Annotated in this window: 22 protein-coding genes; 12 read left to right on the top strand and 10 right to left on the bottom strand. The window is 65.7% G+C overall.

Translation table 11 applies throughout. The features are described from left to right. Positions 1 to 47: 47 nt before the first annotated feature. Both J7I79_RS15515 and J7I79_RS15520 read right to left on the bottom strand, forming a co-directional pair. Positions 48 to 680, bottom strand: a complete 633-nt coding sequence (locus J7I79_RS15515; RefSeq protein ID WP_214954639.1) for a uracil-DNA glycosylase — start codon at positions 678 to 680, stop codon at positions 48 to 50. Positions 681 to 887: 207 nt separating this feature from the next. Next, positions 888 to 2342 carry a cytosine permease gene (locus J7I79_RS15520; protein WP_214954641.1) on the bottom strand — a complete coding sequence of 485 codons (1455 nt, stop codon included), beginning with the start codon at positions 2340 to 2342 and terminating at the stop codon, positions 888 to 890. Between the two features lie 317 nt (positions 2343 to 2659). Between J7I79_RS15520 and J7I79_RS15525 the strand changes: the two genes are divergently transcribed. Next, positions 2660 to 3949 carry an adenylosuccinate synthase gene (locus J7I79_RS15525; RefSeq protein WP_104174103.1) on the top strand — a complete coding sequence of 430 codons (1290 nt, stop codon included), beginning with the start codon at positions 2660 to 2662 and terminating at the stop codon, positions 3947 to 3949. A 56-nt stretch (positions 3950 to 4005) separates the two neighbouring features. On the opposite strand, the gene J7I79_RS15530 is transcribed toward J7I79_RS15525, so the two are convergent. Then, positions 4006 to 4191 carry a hypothetical protein gene (locus tag J7I79_RS15530; RefSeq protein WP_214954643.1) on the bottom strand — a complete coding sequence of 62 codons (186 nt, stop codon included), beginning with the start codon at positions 4189 to 4191 and terminating at the stop codon, positions 4006 to 4008. Between the two features lie 281 nt (positions 4192 to 4472). Here J7I79_RS15530 and J7I79_RS15535 point away from each other — a divergent pair, with 281 nt between their 5' ends. The 4 genes from J7I79_RS15535 (at position 4473) to J7I79_RS15550 (ending at position 7748) form a co-directional block, all read left to right on the top strand. After that, a complete protein-coding gene (locus J7I79_RS15535; protein WP_214954645.1) occupies positions 4473 to 4934 on the top strand; it encodes an Hpt domain-containing protein in 462 nt (153 codons plus the stop codon). Positions 4935 to 5023: 89 nt separating this feature from the next. Beyond that, positions 5024 to 5968: a phosphotransferase family protein gene (locus J7I79_RS15540; protein ID WP_214954647.1), complete on the top strand. Its 945-nt coding sequence runs from the start codon at positions 5024 to 5026 to the stop codon at positions 5966 to 5968. A 362-nt stretch (positions 5969 to 6330) separates the two neighbouring features. Further along, entirely contained in the window at positions 6331 to 6885 is a 555-nt protein-coding gene (locus J7I79_RS15545; protein WP_214954705.1) for an RNA polymerase sigma factor, read from the top strand. Next, positions 6882 to 7748: a hypothetical protein gene (locus tag J7I79_RS15550; RefSeq protein WP_214954649.1), complete on the top strand. Its 867-nt coding sequence runs from the start codon at positions 6882 to 6884 to the stop codon at positions 7746 to 7748. Before J7I79_RS15545 ends, J7I79_RS15550 begins: the two co-directional genes overlap by 4 nt. Positions 7749 to 7776: 28 nt before the next feature. Here the strand turns inward: J7I79_RS15550 and J7I79_RS15555 are convergent, their stop codons facing one another. Genes J7I79_RS15555 through acs form a run of 4 tightly spaced genes read right to left on the bottom strand, consistent with a single transcriptional unit; the run spans position 7777 to position 13052 of the window. Further along, complete coding sequence (locus tag J7I79_RS15555) at positions 7777 to 8271, bottom strand: CoA-binding protein (protein ID WP_214954651.1); 495 nt, start codon at positions 8269 to 8271, stop codon at positions 7777 to 7779. After that, on the bottom strand, positions 8271 to 9617 hold the full coding sequence (locus J7I79_RS15560; RefSeq protein ID WP_214954653.1) for an O-acetylhomoserine aminocarboxypropyltransferase/cysteine synthase family protein: 1347 nt from the start codon (positions 9615 to 9617) through the stop codon (positions 8271 to 8273). Before J7I79_RS15560 ends, J7I79_RS15555 begins: the two co-directional genes overlap by 1 nt. Continuing rightward, on the bottom strand, positions 9617 to 10825 hold the full coding sequence (gene sfnG / locus J7I79_RS15565; protein WP_214954655.1) for a dimethylsulfone monooxygenase SfnG: 1209 nt from the start codon (positions 10823 to 10825) through the stop codon (positions 9617 to 9619). The genes J7I79_RS15560 and sfnG overlap by 1 nt, the downstream gene beginning before the upstream one ends. A 10-nt stretch (positions 10826 to 10835) precedes the next feature. Then, positions 10836 to 13052, bottom strand: coding sequence for an acetate--CoA ligase (gene acs / locus J7I79_RS15570; protein WP_251042843.1), 2217 nt, complete (start codon positions 13050 to 13052; stop codon positions 10836 to 10838). A gap of 282 nt (positions 13053 to 13334) precedes the next feature. On the opposite strand from acs, the gene J7I79_RS15575 reads away from it, so the two are divergent. The 6 genes from J7I79_RS15575 to J7I79_RS15600 all read left to right on the top strand — a co-directional run bounded on the left by J7I79_RS15575 (position 13335) and on the right by J7I79_RS15600 (position 16199). Next, a complete protein-coding gene (locus J7I79_RS15575; RefSeq protein WP_214954657.1) occupies positions 13335 to 13760 on the top strand; it encodes a CoA-binding protein in 426 nt (141 codons plus the stop codon). A 111-nt stretch (positions 13761 to 13871) separates the two neighbouring features. After that, entirely contained in the window at positions 13872 to 14282 is a 411-nt protein-coding gene (locus J7I79_RS15580; protein WP_214954659.1) for an MmcQ/YjbR family DNA-binding protein, read from the top strand. Beyond that, positions 14279 to 14836: a DUF1990 family protein gene (locus J7I79_RS15585; protein WP_214954661.1), complete on the top strand. Its 558-nt coding sequence runs from the start codon at positions 14279 to 14281 to the stop codon at positions 14834 to 14836. The genes J7I79_RS15580 and J7I79_RS15585 overlap by 4 nt, the downstream gene beginning before the upstream one ends. Before the next feature lie 14 nt (positions 14837 to 14850). After that, positions 14851 to 15477: a hypothetical protein gene (locus J7I79_RS15590; RefSeq protein WP_214954663.1), complete on the top strand. Its 627-nt coding sequence runs from the start codon at positions 14851 to 14853 to the stop codon at positions 15475 to 15477. Positions 15478 to 15555: 78 nt separating this feature from the next. Beyond that, a complete protein-coding gene (locus J7I79_RS15595) occupies positions 15556 to 15873 on the top strand; it encodes a putative quinol monooxygenase (RefSeq protein ID WP_214954665.1) in 318 nt (105 codons plus the stop codon). A gap of 32 nt (positions 15874 to 15905) precedes the next feature. Then, positions 15906 to 16199 (top strand): DUF503 domain-containing protein, encoded by a 294-nt coding sequence (locus J7I79_RS15600; protein ID WP_028272239.1) that lies wholly within the window; start codon positions 15906 to 15908, stop codon positions 16197 to 16199. Between the two features lie 77 nt (positions 16200 to 16276). Here J7I79_RS15600 and purL read toward each other — a convergent pair whose 3' ends face one another. The 3 genes from purL to purS are packed head-to-tail and all read right to left on the bottom strand — an operon-like array spanning position 16277 to position 19618. Beyond that, on the bottom strand, positions 16277 to 18595 hold the full coding sequence (purL, locus tag J7I79_RS15605; RefSeq protein WP_214954667.1) for a phosphoribosylformylglycinamidine synthase subunit PurL: 2319 nt from the start codon (positions 18593 to 18595) through the stop codon (positions 16277 to 16279). Further along, the gene (purQ, locus tag J7I79_RS15610; protein WP_214954669.1) at positions 18592 to 19365 is read right to left on the bottom strand and encodes a phosphoribosylformylglycinamidine synthase subunit PurQ; all 774 of its coding nucleotides are present in this window, start codon (positions 19363 to 19365) and stop codon (positions 18592 to 18594) included. Before purQ ends, purL begins: the two co-directional genes overlap by 4 nt. A 1-nt stretch (position 19366) precedes the next feature. Then, positions 19367 to 19618, bottom strand: coding sequence for a phosphoribosylformylglycinamidine synthase subunit PurS (gene purS, locus J7I79_RS15615; RefSeq protein WP_028265707.1), 252 nt, complete (start codon positions 19616 to 19618; stop codon positions 19367 to 19369). Between the two features lie 264 nt (positions 19619 to 19882). Between purS and J7I79_RS15620 the strand changes: the two genes are divergently transcribed. Further along, on the top strand, positions 19883 to 20068 hold the full coding sequence (locus tag J7I79_RS15620; protein WP_104174087.1) for a hypothetical protein: 186 nt from the start codon (positions 19883 to 19885) through the stop codon (positions 20066 to 20068). The last annotated feature ends 215 nt before the right edge of the window (positions 20069 to 20283 follow it).

The raw sequence follows: 20283 nt of genomic DNA on the forward strand, positions 1-20283 counted from the left end.
CTCACCTGGAAAGGTGGGGGGCCGCCGTCGTACGTGGTTCGGTCTATTTAGTTCGCCTTGGTGAGGCCGGTGCGGGCCATCGCGTCCAGGTAGGCAACGTGCATCTCGTCGAGGTACTGCTGCTGGCGGGCTTCGGTTCCGGCGAAGGCGCGGCCGCTGAGCGAGCGGACCTTGTAGGTCTTCAGGCCGCGGCGCCACAGCAGCGGCACTTCGGTCTTAAGGAGCAGCTGGGCCAGGCGATTGGCCTCGGTGCCGTGGGCCACAATCACGGACGCGCGGGGGACCAGCGCAAGGAACTTCAGGAGCGGCTTGAGGCCGGCGGAAATCTGGTCCGGGGTGAACTTGCCGTTCGGCTCGCCGGGGGTGTGCCACGGGTGGACGTTCCACGGCATGACGAATTCGGGGCGGAGGCCCAGCTTCCACTGCACGCCGAGCATGCGGGTGGCGGCTTCGTTGTCGCCGGCGGTGATGAAGCCGGATTCATCGGCGGTGCCGATGTTGGAGTACAGGCTGATGATGCGGCACTCGTCGACGTCGTGCATCGGGTCAACATAAGGGACCACGGTGTCCGGCTTGACGCCTTGGAGGGTGTCGCACAGCTCGTTGACAGCTGCGACGTTGGGTTCGTAACGGCGGCTCAGAAGCTGCTCGCGGAAAGATTCAGTAGCCAAGGCTGTCATGTATTGCTGTGTCTCCTGCGGGATCGGTGACGCTGCCACACCTGACGCGGGCATGCCAAATACCGGCACGCCTAGGTTCGGTGTGGTTGAAAATGTGGTGAGTGGACCGATTCCTGATCGATCCTTATCAGTCTATCAAGCCCTGCGAAATGTGGGACCCGGAACCGGTCCCGGGGGCTCCCGCAGCCCCCGGGACCCTATTGCCGGTCAGCCGGTCACTGCCGGAGTGGCGGCTTTCTCGACGCTCCCGGATACGGCCGCCGGGTAGATCGTCTCGGCCGGCGCACGGTTGGTGGCTTTGGCCCACGGGTAGTACACCGCCATGGTGACGAGGATGCCCACGATCCAGGAAATGTCCGCGCCTCCCAGCCACTTGGTAACCGGCCCTGTGTAGAGCGCCTGGGCGAGGAACGGCACCTGGACCAGGACACCAATCCCGTAGGAGGCCAGGGCCGGGACATTCCAGCGACCGTAGCGGCCGTCCGGGTTGTACAGGGCCGGGATGTCCAGCCGGTCGCGGGAGATCTTGTAGTAGTCCACGAGATTGATGACGGACCACGGCGTGAACACCATCAGCAGCAGCAGGACGAAGTTCTTGAAGACGTTCAAAAAGTCCTTGCTGGCGAAGAGCGCTATCAACACGCTGGCCGTGATGACGGCGATGATGAAGACGATCCGGGCTGCCCGTGAGACCGAGTCCCGCCGGTTGATGGCCGTGCTGATGGTCACCGAGCACATGAAGGCACCGTAGGCGTTGAGGCAGTTGACGGTGAGTTTGCCCGTGACGATCATGAGGTAGATGAAGATCGCGATCAGCCCTCCACCGGCCAGGTCGCCCATGTAGCCCACCTGGTTCTTGAGGAAATCGCCGCCCAGGCCTGCAGCGGAGAGCCCGCCCGCGAGGGCGCCCAGCGTCATCGCCCACTGGGCGCCGCCCACCGAGCCGGCGAACGTGTACCAGAAGGTCTTGCGCTCTGACGTGGACTGGGGCAGGTAACGCGAATAGTCGGCGATGTAAGGGCCGAAGGTGAGCTGCCAGCCTGCGCCCAGGGCTATCGCGGTGAGGAAGGTGGGCCACTCGAAGCCCTTCAGGAACATGATCTGGCCCACGTCGAACCTGGTGAACACGGCAACCGTCAGATACAGGAAGCCGGCCAGGCCCACCACTGTTGCGATGCGGCCAAGGGCGTGGATGTACTTGTAGCCGAGGATTGCCAGGAACGCGGTGGCGGCGCCAAAGATCAGGATGCCCACTGCCGGGGCATCCACGCCCAGCATGAGGTTGATGGCCTGTCCGGACAGCACCGTGCCGGTGGACGCGAAGCCGATGTACATCAGGATCACCAGAACCAGCGGAATCACGGCACCGTAGACACCGAACTGGGCCCGGCTGGAGATCATCTGCGGAAGCCCCAGTTTCGGCCCCTGGGCGGAGTGCAGTGCCATGACTGCGCCGCCGACGACGTTGCCCAGCAGGAGGCCGATGATGGCCCAGAACGCGTCCGCGCCGAATACAACCGCGAGGGCGCCGTCAACGATTGCGGTGATCTGCGCGTTCGCCCCGAACCAGAGCGTGAACTGCCCCCTCGGGTGGCCGTGCCGCTCGCGGGGCGGGATCATTTCTATTGACCGGGCCTCGACGGTAGTGCTTCCTGCTGCCATGGTTACTCCTCGTGCTGGCTGTTATGTTCCATGTCACAGGGTCAAGGGCCGCATAACAACGGCGATGCGGCGGCCAATGTCGCATATACCAGACAGCCCGGCGTGTCGTCCGGAATTGGCCGTCACCGTGGTCCGGCCCCATATCGGCTAAACTTGGGTGGTAAGAGCCCCGGAACTCTTGCGCTGTGACTGTCGGCCTAGTGGCCGCGCAGGCTCGGCAGTGGAATTCGGGGCATTCTCATGAACGGCGCTGTCCCTTGGCGGGTCACCTTGGTGAACCGGCTGCGGTCCGGCCCGAACGAATGGGGGAGGATCCCATGCCAGCAATCGTGATCGTCGGAGCCCAATGGGGCGACGAAGGCAAAGGTAAAGCCACTGACCTGCTTGGTGGCCGCGTTGACTACGTGGTGAAGCCGAACGGCGGCAACAACGCCGGGCACACCGTCGTCGTAGGCGGTGAGAAGTATGAGCTCAAGCTCCTTCCTGCCGGCATCCTGAGCCCCAACGCAGTTCCGATCATCGGCAACGGCTGTGTGGTGAACCTCGAGGCCCTGTTCCAGGAGATCGATGGCCTGGAAGCCCGCGGCGCGGACACCTCCAAACTGCGCGTCTCGGCCAACGCCCACTTGGTTGCGCCCTACCACCAGGTCCTGGACAAGGTCACTGAGCGGTTCCTGGGCAGCCGCGCCATCGGCACCACCGGCCGCGGCATCGGCCCTGCCTACATGGACAAGGTGGCCCGCCTCGGTATCCGCGTGCAGGACGTTTTTGACGCCTCCATCCTCCGCCAGAAGGTTGAGGGATCGCTCCGCCAGAAGAACGAGCTCCTGGTGAAGGTCTACAACCGCCGGGACATCGAGGTGGATGAGATCGTGGACTACTTCCTGTCCTTCGCCGAGCGACTGCGCCCGCTGGTCATCGACAGCACGCTGGTGCTGAACAAGGCCCTGGACGAGGGCAAGGTTGTGCTGATGGAAGGCGGCCAGGCCACGTTCCTGGACGTGGACCACGGCACGTACCCGTTCGTTACGTCCTCCAACCCGACTGCTGGCGGCGCTTCGGTGGGCTCAGGCATCGGCCCCACCCGGATCTCGCGTTCCATCGGCATCATCAAGGCGTACACCACCCGTGTTGGCGCCGGCCCGTTCCCCACGGAACTGTTCGATGAGATGGGCATGTACCTGCAGAAAACCGGCGGCGAGTTCGGTGTCAACACCGGCCGTCCGCGCCGCTGCGGCTGGTACGACGCCGTACTGGCCCGCCACGCCTCCCGCGTCAACGGCTTCACGGACTACTTCGTCACCAAGCTGGACGTGCTCACCGGCATCGAGCAGATCCCGGTTTGCGTGGCCTACGACGTCGACGGCGTCCGGCACGACGAAATGCCGATGACGCAGACCGAGTTCCACCACGCCAAGCCGATCTTCGAGTACTTCGAAGGCTGGACCGAGGACATCACCGCGGCGCGCACCCTGGAGGACCTCCCGGAGAACGCCCGCAATTACGTGCTGGCGCTCGAGAAGCTGTCCGGCACGCGCTTCTCGGCCATCGGCGTCGGCCCGGACCGCGACCAGACCATCGTGGTCAACGACCTGATTCTGGACTAAACCTGACATCGTGAGACTGAAAAGCAACTGACGTCCGCCGTCGTCGTGTATGCCGGCTATTCCGCCTGTTTGTCGCGCAATTGAAGCAGATGCTGTTGCAGTTTCGCTTCGGCGTCCCGGCGCCGGCGGGCCTGCTCCCGCATGGCGCGGGTCGCTGCGGACCCGGTGCTGACCAGTCGTGTCACATGTTTCGGGGCCGCTGCCGCACCGGCGGCAGATACGGCCATCGCTTCCTCGCTCATGCCCGTATCGTGACATCCGCCGCCCGGCCACGGAACCCCTCCCGGCGGAGCGTTACAGGATCGGAACCTCCCACGGTGCCGGGCTCGGGGCGGTCAGCCCATGGCGGGGGCGGACGATGCGTAGCGGAGCGCGCCATGCAGGTGGCCGCAGCTGCGATGACGGGTACCGGTCACTCGTGACCGGGCCGGCCGCTCTTCCTATGTTGGACTCACCGGCGCTTCGCGGGGAACGGGAACCCTCGAAGGTAACTCACCGGACCGCCAAGGAAGAGGTGGACATCATGGGTCTCAGCTTGAAGTCAGACAAAGCGATAACCGGGTCAGCGCCAGAGTCGCCGGACCGGCACGCGAGGCAGGAACATGGCCCGCGCCGTTACCGTGCCCGCATCAACAGGGAACCGGTCCTTGACCGCTCGCGAGTGCAGGAGCTGGCCGGGGGAGTGCATTCCCAGGGCCGGCTTCTCGAATTCCTGGACCTTTTCCTGGTCCTGCTCCCGTCCAGGGTCAATAACGTCATCAGCGCCTTGGACAGCGGGGACCATGAGGCGGCCAGTGCCGCCGCCCAAAGCCTTGCGTCTTCGGCCGCGATGGCCGGGGCAGCCCGGCTCGAACTGGTTGCCTGGCTCGTGGATGCCGATCTGCGCGTCGGACGGATGGACCGGGCCCGCGAGACGGGCCGGCGCCTCGGGCCCGACGCTTCGGAGCTGGCTTCGGCGCTGTCCCGCTTATTGACGGGCGCCTGACGCAGACGCCGGCTGGCGCCCGGCACCACCACTGCTAAGCCCTCCCGAAGGCGTGCGGAAGCTGCCGCTGGGCGGGCAATAATGGGTTCATGCAGTCGGCGTGGAGTCCCCGCATCAGCTGGGCCGATTTGCCGGGCCACGTGCAGTCGGGAATCGAGCAGATACTGGGTTCGCCGGTTGCCCAGGCAACGGGTCAGCAGGGAGGATTTTCTCCGGGCACGGCCGACAGGATCCTGACGGTTTCGGGCGGAAGGGCCTTCGTCAAGGCGGTGAGTCCACGGCTGAATGAGCACTCGCCTGCCATCCACCGAAAGGAAGCAGCGGTGACTGCCGCACTGCCGGCCGGCGTCCCCGCGCCGTCGTTGATCGGCACCTTCGACGACGGTGAGTGGGTCGCCCTCATCCTCAGCGATGTGGAGGGCCGCCACCCGCACCTGCCCTGGCGTACAGCGGAACTGACAAGTGTGTTGGACGCACTGCTCGAACTCTCGCGGACACCCGTCCCTCCTGCCCTGGGCCACCTACCGCCACTGGAGCACGAACTGGCCGACGCGTTCGAAGGCTGGAAGCGGATCGGCACGGACCCACCCGAAGGCTGCGACCCGTGGATCCTGACGAACCTCGAGGCTTTGGGGCAGCTCGCCGAAGCCGGGCTCCAGGACCTCGCCGGGACCTCGATCGTGCACACGGACGTGCGGTCCGACAATATCCTGATGACGGCCCGCAACCGGGCGGTGCTGGTGGACTGGCCGTGGGCGTGCATCGGCTCGCCCTGGATCGACGGCCTCACAGCCCTCCTCAATGTGCGTGTCTACGATCCCGGGTTCGATGTGGAGTCCGTTCTGCGGTCCCACCAGGTATTTGCCCCGGCCACGGCAGACGGCATTAATCGGGTGTTGTCGGGCCTGGGTGCGTACTTCACCGACGCCGGGAGGCAGCCTCCTCCGCCAGGGCTGCCTACCGTCCGGGCCTTTCAACGGAGGCAGGGTGAGGCCGTTATCCTTTGGCTCCGCCAACGGCTGTCCCACCTCTGACCCCGTCCGGAATCGGTGGCTGGATTTTTTTGAAGTTTTTTTGGATTTCGCGTAACCTGCGGCGGTGCCGTGACGATTACCACTATGAAAGCGCCGGGTTCGAAGTTGTCCCCCATCAGGTTCGAATCCGGCGCTTGACTGCAAAAAGAGAGCCGGGCTGGAACTGTCCCCCATCAGGTTTCCGGCCCGGCCCCTTTTTGTCCGAAGCCGGTTCAGCAGGAGGCCGGACAGGAGTGCACGGTATCTGCCGGTCTTTCATCTTGGTTACCCGGGGTAAAGTTGTGGGCGGGATACCACCCGCGCCGCCACTTGATGGCCATACAGTGATGTAGCCATCTCCCTTGAACGAAAGCCACACGTCCGTGACAGACGCTCTGACCGACGATTCATTGCATGCCCTCAAGGGCCGCGATGGCGAGTTGTTCAACCTGGTCTACCGGAGCTATGCGTCGCAGGTACTGGGATACCTGACCGCACGTGGTGTCGAGGACCCGGAGGCCACCATGCAGGATGTCTTCCTGGCGGTTCTGCCCCGCATCGATTCGATCAGCGGCGGTGCCAACGGACTTCGGACCTTCCTGTTTTCGGTGGCGCATGCACGGATGGTTGATGATCACCGTAGGCAAAGCCGGACCCCCGCGAAACAACGTTTCGAACCTGAACTTGACCGGCGGGAATCCTCATCGGCCGAAGCGGCGGCCATGCTGCGGGTAGCGCCCGGGGAAGTGCTGGCGCTGCTGGAGGTGCTGGGGGAGGACCAGAAGGAAGTGCTGACCCTGCGGATCATTGCGGATCTTACGGTGGAGCAAGTGGCCGAAATTATGGGGAAGAGCGCCGGAGCCGTAAAACAGCTTCAGCGACGTGCTTTGGACAGACTCCGTGAACATTCGGCCGTAAAGGACTACGTGGCGCCATGACCACCAGGGATGATTTTTCTGGGACCGTCGACCAGCTTCTGCTCGACGCAGGCCACACGGACGTGCCCGACCTCAGGGCCGCCCTCCTGTCCATTGCCTCGCTGGCCGAGATGCATGCACCCGTTCCGGGGCCCGAGCTCGCGCTGATGCTGGCCGGCCCGCGGGATGAGCTGACCCGGCAGCGCTGGCTGCGCAAGCACCGTCCCGCTGTGGTGGGGCTCGCAGTCCTGGCCGGCATGGGCCTTGGCGTCAGCGGTGTTGCCGCCACGAGCCAGGTTTCCGGAGACGGCGCCGGGCCGTGGTCCGTGCAAGAGCTCACCACCGACTGGTCGCCCGGCTGGACCCTTCCCCTGGCGCCGGTGGCTGCTGACCGGGGCGGACGGATCACGTGGGTTTCTCCGCTCTTCCTGCAGACTGACCGGGCCCACCCTGCGGCCGTGCACGCAGCAGCTGAGCCGGCCGCGCAAGCCGCTGATGCAGGGGATGCGGCAGTCGAGACCGCGGCACCGGCCGCGTCCGGGCGCGATAAGGGCCAGCCCCAGATCGGCGAAGGCCGGGCTCCCGGCGCCAACGGAAATCCCGGACAGGCCAACCACGGTAAGGCCACCCCGGGCAAGGCCGCGTCCGGTCAAGCCGTGACTGGACGTGCCCCGGATCAGGCCGATGAGCAGGGCGCCGCAATCACGCCCGATGCAGTTCAAGCCGATGCAGCGGCAGCCATCGCCGGAGCCTGGGAATTGGACGGGATGGGCACGGCAAAACCCGGTGTGAAGATTGGTTCCACCGTGGAAGCCGCGGTCGATTCCACGGTGGATTCCGCCCTTGATTCCGTCAGCAGCTGGCTGGGGAAGTTCCGCCGGTAGCCCGCGCGCCTTAATCAGCGGGGTGTGGTCAGGCAAGGACCTGGCGCTTTGAGGAAATTACCCCGGTGTCGAAGCCGGCAAGGTGGAGTCCGCCGTGGAACCGGGCGTGCTCGATCTTGACGCACCGGTCCATCACCACATTGAGCCCGGCCGTTTCAGCATCCGCGGCCACTTCCTCGTGCCAGGAACCCAGCTGCAGCCAAAGGGTCTTGGCACCGGCTGCGATGGCCTCGTCCAGGACGCCCGGGAGATCGTCGTGCTTGCGGAACACATCCACGATATCCGGGCTTTCGGGAAGGTCGGCCAATGAGGCGTAGGTCGGCTGGCCAAGGATCTCCTTCACAACGGGGTTCACGAAGTACACCTTGTACCGCGTAGAGCACTGCAGGTAGGTAGCCACGAAGTAGCTGGCCCGCGAAGGCTTGTCCGAGGCGCCCACAATGGCAATGGACTTCGCCTGCCGGAGCAGGTTCAGGCGAGCCGGCGCTGAGGGGCCTTCCCAGGTGCGGTCGTCAACAGTCATCAGTTCGCTCCAATTGCGCAGGTGTCGGCCGGTTCGTCGAGGAAGGCGTCGTCGGCCGTGGCCTTCTGCGCCGCGTCCAGGGCCTGGTCCAGGTCCCACAGGATGTCCTCGATGTCCTCGAGTCCGATCGAGATGCGGACCAGGTCCTCAGGGACGCCGGCGGATTCCAGCTGGGCCGGGCTCAGCTGCTGGTGGGTCGTGGAGCCGGGGTGGATCACCAGGGTGCGTGAGTCACCCACGTTGGCCAGGTGCGAGGCCAGCTGCAGCGACTCGATGAATTTCTGCCCGGCCGCGCGGCCGCCCTTGACCCCGAAGGAGAACACCGAACCCGGCCCCAGGGGCAGGTACTTCTTCGCCCGCTCAAAGTGCGCGTGGGAAGGCAGGCCGGAGAAGTTCACGTAGGCGACGCGTTCGTCGGCCTCGAGCCATTCCGCCACGGCCTGGGCATTCTTCAGGTGCTCGTCCAGGCGCTGCGGAAGGGTTTCGACCCCCTGCAACAGCTGGAATGCGGACTGCGGTGACAGTGCGGGACCGATGTCACGCAGCTGCTCGCAGCGCAGCTTGGTCAGGAATCCGTACTCGCCGAAGTTGCCCCACCACGAGACGTTGCCGTAGGAGGCCACGGGTTCGGTCATGGTGGGGAACTTGCCGTTGCCCCAGTTGAACCGGCCGCTCTCCACGATCACGCCGCCCAGCGTAGTGCCGTGGCCGCCGAGGAACTTGGTGGCGGAATGGATCACGATGTCCGCGCCGTGCTCGATCGGCCGCACGAGGTACGGCGTGCTCAAGGTGGCGTCAACGACGAGGGGGATGCCGGCGTCGTTCGCTACCTTCGCCAGGCCCTCAAGGTCCTGGACCTCCGACGACGGGTTGGCCACCACCTCAACGAAGATCGCCTTGGTGTTCTCCCGGACGGCGGCTGCGTAGTCCGCGGGGTCGGTGCCGGGAACGAACGTGGTGTCCACGCCGAAACGGCGCAGCGTGACATCGAGCTGGGTGACCGTTCCGCCGTACAGCTGGGAGGCTGCCACGATGTGGTCGCCTGCCTGGGTGAGGGCGGCAAAAGTGATGAACTCCGCGGCCATGCCCGACGACGTCGCGACGGCACCGATGCCGCCCTCGAGGGACGCAATGCGCTCCTCAAACGCCGCCACGGTGGGGTTGCCGATGCGCGAGTAAATGTTGCCGTACTTCTGCAGCGCGAAGAGGTTGGCGGCGTCCTGGGTGTCCTTGAAGACGAAGGACGTGGTCTGGTAAATGGGCACGGCACGGGCGCCGTGCTCGGCGTCGGGGGTGCCGCCGGCGTGCAGGGCGCGGGTGCGGAAACCGAACTTGCGGTCAGCCATTACGCGTTCACCAGCCCGGTGGTTGTGCTGACATTGGCCACGGGCGCCTGGGACAGGTCAAATTCCGTGCCGTTCTTCCGGGCGAGGTCGGCTTCGAGTTCGCGGACGATCGGCAGGATGTCCTGGCCGAAGGCTGCCACTTCCTCCTGGAAGTGCAGGTAGCCGGTGAGGAACAGGTTCACGCCGATTTTCTTGTACTCCACGATCCGCTCGGCGATCTGCTCCGGGGTGCCGATCAGCTGGGTCTTGAAGCCGTCGTTGTACTGGACCAGGTCCTCGAAGCTCGAGTCGGCCCACATGCCCTTGCCGTCCTTGGTGGACGCGCCGGCTTCCTGGACGGCGTCGCGGAACCCCTGGACAGCGGGCTTGTGTGCCTTCTCCACGATCTCGCGGAGGGTGTCGCGGGCTTCCTTCTCGGAATCGCGGGCGATGACGAAGCCGTTGAGGCCGAAACGGGGTGCCGGCAGGGCGCCTTCGGTCCCGCGCTGCGTCTCGCTGGACGCTGCCACAACACCCGCAATGTTCTCTTTGAAGCCCTCCAGGTCCTTGCCGTTGGAGAAGTACCAGTCGGCCACGCGGCCGGCCGTCGCCTGGGCTGCGGTGGAGTTGCCGCCGAAGAAGATTTCCGGGTGCGCACGGCCGGGGACATCCACCGGGGCCGGGTTCAGGGTGAAGTCGGTGATGTTGTAGTACTCGCCGGACTGGCTGTATTCCTGCTCGGTCCAGAGGCCGCGCAGGACCTTGATGAATTCCTCGGTGCGGACGTAGCGCTCGTCATGCTCCAGCCACTCGAGGCCAAAGTTGGTGAACTCGTTCTTGAGCCAGCCGGAGACGATGTTCACGGCGGCGCGGCCGCTGGAGATGTGGTCCGCGGTGATGATGAACTTGGCGAGCACGCCGGGGTGCCACATACCGGGGTGGACGGCCGAGATGACCTTGAGCCGTTCCGTGGCCGCCAGCAGCGCGAGGCTGAAGGACGTGGCCTCGTGCTGCTTGTCCGCACCGTAGGAGGCTGCGTAGCGGGTCTGGGTCAGGGCGTATTCGAAGCCGGAGTTTTCGGCGATCCGGGCCAGCTTCTTGTTGTAGTCGAAGTCCCAGCCGGTGCGCTGTTCTATGGTGGAGACCACCAGGCCGCCGGAAACGTTCGGCACCCAGTAGGCGAACTTGAGCGGCTCGGAAAGACGGGCAACGTTGCTGATGTCGTTCATGATTGTTCCTTTACTTCTGTCCGTAGAGGGGAGGCGCCGGGACGGCGGCGGCGTAGCCGTCCAGGGCTTCCTGGATTCCGGCGATCGCCGGTTCGTTCTGGAGCGATGTTGTGTCGCCGAGGGTGGTTCCCTCGAAAAGCTGGGTGAGGAGCCGGCGCATGATCTTGCCGCTGCGCGTCTTCGGCACGTCGGGGACCACGACGACGTCGCGCGGCTTGGCGATCGGACCGATCTCCCTCGCGACGTGGTTGCGGAGTTCGACGGCCACTTCGCCGGAAACCCCGCCTTTCAGCACCACGAAAGCGACGATGGCGTGGCCGGTCTTGGGGTCCGCGACCGGACAGACGCCGGCCTCAACGACGCTCGGGTGGGAGACGAGCGCCGACTCGATCTCGATGGTGGAGAGCAGGTGGCCGGAGACGTTGAGGGTGTCATCCACCCGCCCGAGGATCCAGATGTCGCCGTCGTCGTCGTATTTGGCGCCGTCCCCGGCGAGGAACCAGCCCTGGGCGGCGTACTTGCGCCAGTACGAATCGAAGTAGCGCTGCGGGTTGCCCCAGACGGTGCGGGCAATCGCCGGCCCCGGGGTGTCCACCACGATGAAGCCCTGGACGCCCGGCGGAACGGTATTGCCGGCGTCGTCCACGATCCGGGTGCTGACGCCGGGCAGCGGGCGGGCTGCGCAGCCGGGCTTGAACTCGGTGTCCGTCGGGGCGGGGGAGAGGATGGTGGCGCCGGTCTCGGACTGCCACCAGGTGTCCACCACGGGTGCGGTGCCGGCGCCGACGTTCTGCCTCAGCCAACGCCATGCCTCCGGATTGACGGCTTCGCCCACCGTGCCGAGCATCCGGATGGAGGAGAGGTCGCACGTGCCGGGAACGCCGTCGGGGAACCAGCCCATGAGCGAGCGGACCAGCGTGGGCGCCGTGTAGTACTGGGTGACGCCATAGCGTTCGATGATCTCGAAGTGCCGCCCCGGATGCGGGGTGTTCGGCGTGCCTTCGAAGATCACCTGGGTGACGCCGTTGGACAGCGGGCCATAGATTTCGTAGGTGTGGGCTGTGACCCAGGCCAGGTCGGCGGTGCACCAGTGCACATCCCGGTCCCGGAGCTCGGGGTCGGGGTTGCTGAACAGGTGCTCGAAGCTCCAGGATGCCTGCGTGAGGTAGCCGCCGGAGGTGTGGACCAAGCCCTTGGGCTTACCCGTGGTCCCGGAGGTGTACATGATGAACAGGGGAGTTTCGGCGTCGAACGCAACGGCTTCGTGGAGATCGGAGGCCTGCCCGACGGCGTCGTGCCACCACACGTCGCGGCCTTCCGTCATGGGGACGCCGGCCAGCTGGTCCGCGGGGGTGGTGCGGTTGACCACCAGGACGTGCTCGATCGCGTTGTCCCCGGCAACCGCGGCGTCGGCGTTGTCCTTGACCGGCACGGCCACACCGCGGCGGAACTGGCCGTCCGTCGTGACCAGGAGCTTGGCGCCGGTGTCCTCCACCCGGAACTTCAGTGCTTCAGCGGAGAAGCCGCCGAACACGAGGGAGTGGATGGCGCCGATGCGGGCCACGGCAAGGGTGATGATGACGGTTTCGGGGATGACCGGGAGATAGATGACCACGCGGTCGCCCTTGGTGATGCCCAGGTCCAGGAGGGCATTCGCGGCCTTGGACACTTCCCGCTGCAGCTCCGCGTACGTGACGGCACGGCGGTCGCCCCGCTCGCCCTCGAAATGGAGTGCCACCTTGTCACCGCGGCCGGCGGCAACATGGCGGTCCACGCAGTTGTAGGCAACATTGAGCCTGCCGCCCTCGAACCAGGTGATGTCCGGGCCGGTGCCGGCATCCAGGTCTGCCGGGACGCGCCGGTGGGCGGTGTGCCAGGGTTTCCCGTTGTTGTTTCCGCTGAGGGCTCCGCCGTCGGGAGCCGCCCAGTCGAGGCGGAGTGCCTGTTCTTCCCAGAAAGCAACTGTGTCGGCCACGGCCGTTGCCGGCTTGGCTGCAGTGCCGGGCTGGGAGGTGGTGCCGCGGTGACGCGCCGGTCCGTCGGTGGGGACGCCGTGCACAGCGCCGTCCATGGGCTCGGTCAGGGACCATCCCGAAGAGCCGCGAGAGGAGCCGGGCGCGTCACGCAGCCCTGCTTCGTTCGCCGTCGCGTCCGAAGTGGTTTGTGGGGTTGCCTCGGACGGAATCCGGGCAAAAGTGGGCAGGGCAGAAGTATTCTCTGGGGTCATTTACAGCACTCCATCGGTCCTGGCAGTAGCACCCGTAGTTCCTTCGGAAAGCAAGGAACAGTTACGTGGAATGGTCGCCTCACGTCACCGGGGGTTGCTGCTTCATCGATCCAGGTCTCTCGGCCGCTCGGGATGGTCACTACCTACTAGAACCGAGATGCACGATTTCGCAAAATCCCGTCATTCCACATTGTAATATTCATTCATCCCGGCAGGCTGTCGAGGCATTTCATTCATTTATTCGAAGATCGCCCGGAAAGACCGCAGGAGTAAGGTTGAAGTATGGCCCACGTTAACGATCCGGCAGTCATTGACCGCCTCATGCGAACCAAAGGCACGTGGGCGATCGTCGGCCTGACCACCAATGAATGGCGCTCGGCGTACGAGGTTTCCCTGTACGTCCGGGACCGGATGGGCATGCAAATCATTCCGGTCAATCTCCCCGGTGACGACGTCCACGGGGAGAAGGGCTACCACTCCCTGGCGGACATCCCCGCCGAAAAACACCCGATCGACGTCGTGGACTGCTTTGTGAACTCCCACAAGGTGGGGGCTGTCATCGACCAGGCAATCGCCGTGGGCGCGAAGGCGGTGTGGCTGCAGCTCGGCGTCTTCGACGACGCTGCGGTGGAGCGGGCCAGGGCCGCCGGACTGGACGTGGTGGTCAACGCGTGTCCCGCCCGCGAGGGATGGCGCGTGGGCATCTGACGGCCCATCTTGATGGCACCACCCCGGAAGGACTCCACAGCATCGGCGATGCCCGCACCGCCGGATAGGGGCCGGCCTGCGGTCGCCCCTGCCGCCGGATAGGCTCGTGGCATGGATGTTGCCACCCTCCGCCAGATCTGCCTGGGCTTCCCCGGCGCCTTTGAGGACTTTCCCTTCGGTCCCGAGACCTCCGTCTTCAAGGTGCGGGCCGCCGTGACCGGCGGGGCGCGGCAGGACGCCAAGATGTTCGCGTTGTCCGCCATGGATCCGGCAGACTGGTCCGTGAGCCTTAAATGCGAACCGGCCCTGGCCGAACAGCTGCGGGCCATCCATCCCGAAATCACCGGCGCCTGGCACATGAACAAAACGCACTGGAACGGCGTCCGGCTGGACGGGGCGTTGCCGGATGACATGATCCGGGACATGGTGGAGGACTCCTACGACCTGGTGGTGGCCTCGCTCAGCCGAAAACAGCGCGAGCAGCTGGGCTGGGCAGGCCTCGCCCGGGGCGACGGCGCGTGAGCAGTCCCGGCGCCGGACGCATCGCCCGCGGCGGACTGAACTATCCGGGCATTGGCTCCACCGAGCACGGACAGCCCCCGGAGGGGTTCCCCTGCGTGGTGACGCAGGCCTACCTCGGGGACGGCCTGGCACTGTACCGGAGGGTGGCCCAGGGAATCCTGACCTGGCAGCTGCAGAAAAGGTCCGGGCTGCGCGTCCGCACCGACTCCGACGTCGTGGTGCCCGGCGCCCGCGTGGTGAGCGGATTCGGCGTCGGGCCCTTCCGGATCAACGCCCCCTGCGAGGTGGTGTGGGTGCACCGGCCGGTGCCCGGCGACGGCCCGCAAAGCGCCGGTTTCGGGTACGGAAGCCTGCCCGGCCATCCCGTGCGGGGCGAGGAATCCTTCGAAGTGGAAGTGGACGGACAGGGGCGCGTGTTCCTCAACATCACTGCCTTCAGCAGGCCGTCCAACTGGTTCTACGCTGCCGGTGGCGCCGTCGCGGGACGCGCACAAAGACATGTCACTTCCCGATACATTGGGAGTGCACACGAACTGGCCGCAGGTGAAAGCTGATCAGGAGCAGGTGGATGCTGGAACAGAAAACCCTTGACCAATTGTGGAACTTCGACGATCCCGCAGGATCGGAAGCCCGTTTCCGGGCGGCAGCTGAAGACGGAAACTACGACGCCGACGAACAGGCGGAGCTCGCCACCCAGTTGGGGCGGGCCATCGGACTGCAGAGCCGCTACGAGGAAGCCGACGCCCTGCTGGATTCCGTCGACGCCGATGAGCCGACCGTGGGAGTCAGGGTGCTGCTGGAACGCGGGCGCCTGCTGAACTCGAGCGGCCATGCCGCGATGGCCGTGCCGCTCTTTGAACAGGCGGCAGAACTTGCGGACCACCTCAGCGAGGAATTCCTTGCAGTTGATGCGCTGCACATGCTGGCGATCGCGGACTCCGCACACGCCGAATCATGGACCCGCAGCGCCCTCGAATACGCCTCCACGGTGCACGAGCCGCGGACCAAACGCTGGATGGTCTCGCTGCACAACAACCTCGGCTGGACTCTGCACGAAGCCGGGCGCTTCACCGAGGCCCTGGTCGAGTTCCAACTGGCCGAACAGTGGGCCGAACGCGTCGGCACACCCCAGCAGCAGGAATGGGCCCGGGAGGCCATCGACGAGTGCGAGCACTCCCTCGCCGCAGGGGCCTGAACCGCTCCTGCGCGGGCCGTTGCCGCTCCCGGTGAAACAATGGACTCACCCCCGCACACAACGAAAGGCATCCGCCCTGTGATCTTCATTGTCGTTAAGTTCAAGGTCAAGCCGGACTGGTCCGAAAAGTGGCTGGACTTGGTGGAAAACTTCACCCAGGCAACGCGCCAGGAACCCGGCAACCTGTGGTTCGACTGGTCCCGCAGCGTCGAGGACCCCAACGAGTTCGTGCTGGTGGAGGCCTTCAAGGACGACGCCGCCGGTGACCATGTCAACAGCGCACACTTCCAGAAGGCCATGGCGGACATGCCGCAGGCCCTGGCCGAGACGCCGCGGATCATCAGTCGCCAGTTCGACGGCGACGGCTGGGACCGCATGGGCGAACTCACCATCTGACCCGGTCCCGACCGCATCGATACGATTAATCCATGTGGATCGGATGGATTGAGTTCGACATTCTCCTGGGCGACGTTCACAGTCTCAAGGAGAAGCGTTCCGTGGTGCGGCCGCTGCTGGCGGAGCTGAAGCGCCGGTTTGAAGTGTCCGTGGCCGAGGTTGGGGATCACGAGCAATACCGGCGTACGCAACTGGGCGCCGGCCTGGTGGCAGCCGACCGGGCACACCTCGTGGAGGTGCTCACCGCCGTCGAACGCTTCGTGGCCTTCCGCCCCGAACTCGAACTCCTCAGTGCCCGCCAACGGGAGCTCCGCAGCGACGACTGACCGACCCTTAAGCGCGAACGGACACTTGAGGCCACCCGGAAGGGAGCTCAAGTGTCCGTTCGCGCTTGGAACCGGGACTAGCCGAAGTACTTCGGCAGGGTTGCCTCGTGGGCTTCGCGGAGGGCGTCGAGGGACAGGGTGTCCACGCCGTTGATCTCCAGCTTGCCGCTGTCGGCATCCACGACGCCGATGCGGGTGTGGGCGAAGCCGCGGGCGGTGCACATGTCCGTGAAGCGGACCTCCTCGGAGCGGGGCACGCCAACAACGGCACGGCCCTGGGTCTCGGAGAACAGCGCCGTGAACAGGTCCACGCCGTCGCGGTCCATAACGTCCTGCAGGGCGATCCGGGCACCCACGCCGTAGCGCAGCGAGGACTCCACGAGGGCTGCCGCGAGGCCGCCTTCGGAGAGGTCGTGAGCCGAATCCACCATGCCGTCGCGGGACGCGTTGATCAGGATTTCACCCAGCGCGCGTTCGGCGGCGAGGTCAACCTTGGGCGGCAAACCGCCGAGGTGTCCGCGCATGTTGGACCATTCCGAGCCGTCCAGTTCCGCTGCGGTGGTGCCCAGCAGGTAGATGGCCTGGCCGTCCTCACGCCAGCCCGACGGCGTGCGGCGGGCGACGTCGTCCAGCTTGCCCAGCACTGCCACAACGGGGGAGGGGTGGATGGGGGTGGTGCCGGTCTGGTTGTACAGCGAGACGTTGCCGCCGGTGACCGGGATGCCCAGCACCATGCAGGCGTCGGAGAGGCCGCGGATGGCCTCGGCCAGCTGCCACATGACATCCGGATCCTCGGGGGAGCCGAAGTTCAGGCAGTCGCTGACGGCCATCGGCACGGCGCCGGAGGTGGCGACGTTGCGGTAGGCCTCGGCCAGTGCCAGCTGTGCGCCGTGGTACGGGTCGAGGTAGGTGTAGCGGCCGTTGGCGTCCGTGGCCAGGGCAACACCCAGGCCGGTTTCCTCGTCCACGCGGACCACGCCGGCATCGTCGGGGAAGGCCAGTGCGGTGTTGCCGCCGACGTAGCGGTCGTACTGGTTGGTGATCCAGTCCTTGCTGCACATGTTCGGCGAGGCAATGAGTTCGGTGACGGCAGCTGCCAGCTCCGCGGGAGCGGCCGGCCGGCCGGCGTCCTGGACTGATCCGGTGAACGAATCGGCCTGGACGGCGTCCTGCCACTCGGGGCGGGCGTACGGACGGTCGTAGACCGGGCCGTCGTGGGCAACGGTGCGCGGGTCGACGTCGACGATGACTTCGCCTTCCCACGTGATGATCAGGCGGCCGGTGTCGGTCACCTCGCCCAGCCAGGAGTACTCCACGGCCCACTTGTCCATGACCGCTTCAAACGCGCCGATGTTCTCGGGGGTGACCACGGCCATCATGCGTTCCTGCGACTCGGACATCAGGATTTCGCCCGGGGTCAGGGTGGGGTCGCGGAGCAGGACGGAGGTCAGTTCGACCTCCATGCCGCCGTCGCCGTTCGAGGCGAGCTCCGACGTGGCGCAGGAGATGCCTGCGGCGCCCAGGTCCTGGATGCCCTCAACGAGTGAACCCTTGAACAGCTCCAGGCAGCACTCGATCAGGACCTTCTCGGCGAAGGGGTCGCCCACCTGCACGGCGGGGCGCTTGGAGGGCTTGGTGTCGTCGAAGGACTCCGAGGCCAGCACGGAGGCGCCGCCGATGCCGTCGCCGCCGGTGCGGGCACCGAACAGCACCACCTTGTTGCCCTTGCCGGAGGCGTTGGCGAGGCGGATGTCCTCGTGGCGCATGACGCCGACAGCCAACGCGTTGACCAGGGGGTTGCCCTGGTAGACGGAGTCGAACACCATTTCGCCGCCGATGTTGGGCAGGCCCAGGGAGTTTCCGTAGCCGCCGATGCCGGCCACGGCACCGTGCATGACGCGGGCGGTGTCCGGGTGGTCGATGGCGCCGAAGCGCAGCGGGTCCATCACGGCTACCGGGCGGGCACCCATGGAGATGATGTCGCGGACAATGCCGCCGATGCCGGTTGCGGCGCCCTGGTAGGGCTCCACGAACGACGGCGAGTTGTGCGACTCGATCTTGAACGTCACGGCCCAGCCGTCGCCCAGGTTGGTGACACCGGCGTTTTCGCCGATGCCCACCAGCATGTCCTTCTTCATCTCGTCGGTCACCTTTTCGCCGAACTGGCGCAGGTGGTTCTTCGAGGACTTGTAGGAGCAGTGCTCGCTCCACATCACGGAGTACATGGCGAGCTCGGCGCCGGTCGGGCGGCGGCCCAGGACCTTGACGACCTCATCGAACTCGTTCTGCTTCAGGCCCAGCTCGGCCCAGGGAAGTTCGGTGTCCGGAGTCTTGGCTGCGTTCTCGACCGTGTCGATGTTGAACTTCCTGCTGACGGTTTCAGCTGAGGTACTCACTTTGCGCCTCCCACAATCTTGTTCAGGACGGAGGTAAAGAAGCCGAGGCCATCGGTGTCCGAGCCGCCGATGCCGTCGAGGGAAGCCGGGCCAAAGCCGGGTTCCACAGCGTGCTCGGGGTGCGGCATGAGGCCCACGACGTTACCGGCGGCGTTGGAGATACCGGCGATGTCTCGGCGGGAGCCGTTCGGGTTGAAACCGACGTAGCGGAACACCACGCGGCCTTCCGCTTCGAGGGCGTCCAGGGTCTTCTCGTCGGCGATGTACTGGCCGTCCTGGTTCTTCAGCGGCACGGTGATTTCCTGGCCGGCAGCGTAGTCGCCGGTCCAGGCCGTGCTGTTGTTTTCCACGCGCAGGACCTGGTCGCGGCACATGAACTTCAGGTGGTCGTTCTTGATCATCGAGCCGGGCAGCAGGTGCGACTCGGTGAGGATCTGGAAGCCGTTGCAGATGCCCAGGACGGGCAGCTTGGCGTCGGAGTTGGCCGCATCGATGATCTTGGACATCAGCGGAGCGAAGCGTGCGATGGCGCCGGCGCGGAGGTAGTCCCCGTAGGAGAAACCGCCCGGAATCACGACGGCGTCGACGTCGCTGAGGGTGGTGTCCGCGTGCCAGAGTGCCACGGGAGTGGCGCCGGCCAGGCTTACGGCGCGGGCGGCGTCGCGGTCATCAAGGGTTCCTGGGAAGGTGACGACGCCGATGCGGGCGCCGGCAAGGCGCGGGTTGGCCGCGACCGCGACCGCCTCGCCAATCAAGGGAAGTTCAGTCATCTCAGGCCTCGACGACCTCGACGTTGACGACGTCTTCGATCACGGGGTTGGACAGCAGGGTTTCGGCGGCTTCACGGGCCTGGGCCAGGATTGCATCGGTCACCTCGCCATCAACGGTCAGTTCAAATCGCTTGCCCTGGCGGACAGCGCTGAAGCTGGTGAAGCCCAGGCGGGGAAGTGCTCCCACAATGGCCTTTCCCTGCGGGTCCAGAATCTCGGGCTTGGGCATGACGTCGACAACGATCCGGGGCATCCGGTAACTCCTGTGCGTGAGCGTTGGGTAAGGGCGCAGCGGAGTGGTGCCGTCTCACGCTGGTCTGCTGCTGCATTTACAGCCCTGCGGACTCCAAACATAAGACAGCGGAAAGAGCGCTCCGCGAGCTTGCATGCCCCATTCTACCGGCCGCAGTGCGTCAAGCCGCATTCGCCGGTTGACTGTGAATTGGGGCACTCGCTGCGGGGGTGGAGCGCGGCGCCGGCTCTGGTGGCGCGCTGGTCCGCTGAGTAGGATTGCGGCATGGCTCAGAAACCGAAATCCGTGCTTCTACCGGTAATGGCCGCTGCAGTTTTTGCGGGCCTGGGCCGAATGGTGATCCAGAAAATCAAAGCCGATCGGGCGGCCCGCGCGACGAACGTTGCCGGGCCTATTGATGAGAAGACCCGGGCCTGGATTAGCGAGGTTGTCCGCACTCCGCGCCAGTAGTCGGCGCGCCGGGTCGCCGTTGGCCCCGTCACACGAAACCTCAATGTTTCGGAAGCCATCCGGCTTCTCAAAGAATGACTTGGATTGAGGGCGGTTTCCCTAGGGGGACCGCCCTCAACCGTGTCCGGCTGAAGCCTCGAAATGACAAAAGAAAAACGAAGTTTGTGTCCTATGTCATATTCGCCTATCACTCTGTACTGTTTGACTCGGCTGGT

Origin of the sequence: Arthrobacter sp. ISL-69, assembly GCF_018613775.1 — a bacterium.
GTDB lineage: Bacteria > Actinomycetota > Actinomycetes > Actinomycetales > Micrococcaceae > Arthrobacter.

What these genes read in the sequence shown, in the direction of transcription:
- J7I79_RS15515 (WP_214954639.1), bottom strand. Translation starts at nt 680, where the DNA reads ATGACAGCCTTGGCTACTGAATCTTTCCGCGAGCAGCTTCTGAGCCGC.
- J7I79_RS15520 (WP_214954641.1), bottom strand. Translation starts at nt 2,342, where the DNA reads ATGGCAGCAGGAAGCACTACCGTCGAGGCCCGGTCAATAGAAATGATC.
- J7I79_RS15525 (WP_104174103.1), top strand. Translation starts at nt 2,660, where the DNA reads ATGCCAGCAATCGTGATCGTCGGAGCCCAATGGGGCGACGAAGGCAAA.
- J7I79_RS15530 (WP_214954643.1), bottom strand. Translation starts at nt 4,191, where the DNA reads ATGAGCGAGGAAGCGATGGCCGTATCTGCCGCCGGTGCGGCAGCGGCC.
- J7I79_RS15535 (WP_214954645.1), top strand. Translation starts at nt 4,473, where the DNA reads ATGGGTCTCAGCTTGAAGTCAGACAAAGCGATAACCGGGTCAGCGCCA.
- J7I79_RS15540 (WP_214954647.1), top strand. Translation starts at nt 5,024, where the DNA reads ATGCAGTCGGCGTGGAGTCCCCGCATCAGCTGGGCCGATTTGCCGGGC.
- J7I79_RS15550 (WP_214954649.1), top strand. Translation starts at nt 6,882, where the DNA reads ATGACCACCAGGGATGATTTTTCTGGGACCGTCGACCAGCTTCTGCTC.
- J7I79_RS15555 (WP_214954651.1), bottom strand. Translation starts at nt 8,271, where the DNA reads ATGACTGTTGACGACCGCACCTGGGAAGGCCCCTCAGCGCCGGCTCGC.
- J7I79_RS15560 (WP_214954653.1), bottom strand. Translation starts at nt 9,617, where the DNA reads ATGGCTGACCGCAAGTTCGGTTTCCGCACCCGCGCCCTGCACGCCGGC.
- sfnG (WP_214954655.1), bottom strand. Translation starts at nt 10,825, where the DNA reads ATGAACGACATCAGCAACGTTGCCCGTCTTTCCGAGCCGCTCAAGTTC.
- acs (WP_251042843.1), bottom strand. Translation starts at nt 13,052, where the DNA reads ATGACCCCAGAGAATACTTCTGCCCTGCCCACTTTTGCCCGGATTCCG.
- J7I79_RS15575 (WP_214954657.1), top strand. Translation starts at nt 13,335, where the DNA reads ATGGCCCACGTTAACGATCCGGCAGTCATTGACCGCCTCATGCGAACC.
- J7I79_RS15580 (WP_214954659.1), top strand. Translation starts at nt 13,872, where the DNA reads ATGGATGTTGCCACCCTCCGCCAGATCTGCCTGGGCTTCCCCGGCGCC.
- J7I79_RS15590 (WP_214954663.1), top strand. Translation starts at nt 14,851, where the DNA reads ATGCTGGAACAGAAAACCCTTGACCAATTGTGGAACTTCGACGATCCC.
- J7I79_RS15600 (WP_028272239.1), top strand. Translation starts at nt 15,906, where the DNA reads ATGTGGATCGGATGGATTGAGTTCGACATTCTCCTGGGCGACGTTCAC.
- purQ (WP_214954669.1), bottom strand. Translation starts at nt 19,365, where the DNA reads ATGACTGAACTTCCCTTGATTGGCGAGGCGGTCGCGGTCGCGGCCAAC.
- purS (WP_028265707.1), bottom strand. Translation starts at nt 19,618, where the DNA reads ATGCCCCGGATCGTTGTCGACGTCATGCCCAAGCCCGAGATTCTGGAC.
- J7I79_RS15620 (WP_104174087.1), top strand. Translation starts at nt 19,883, where the DNA reads ATGGCTCAGAAACCGAAATCCGTGCTTCTACCGGTAATGGCCGCTGCA.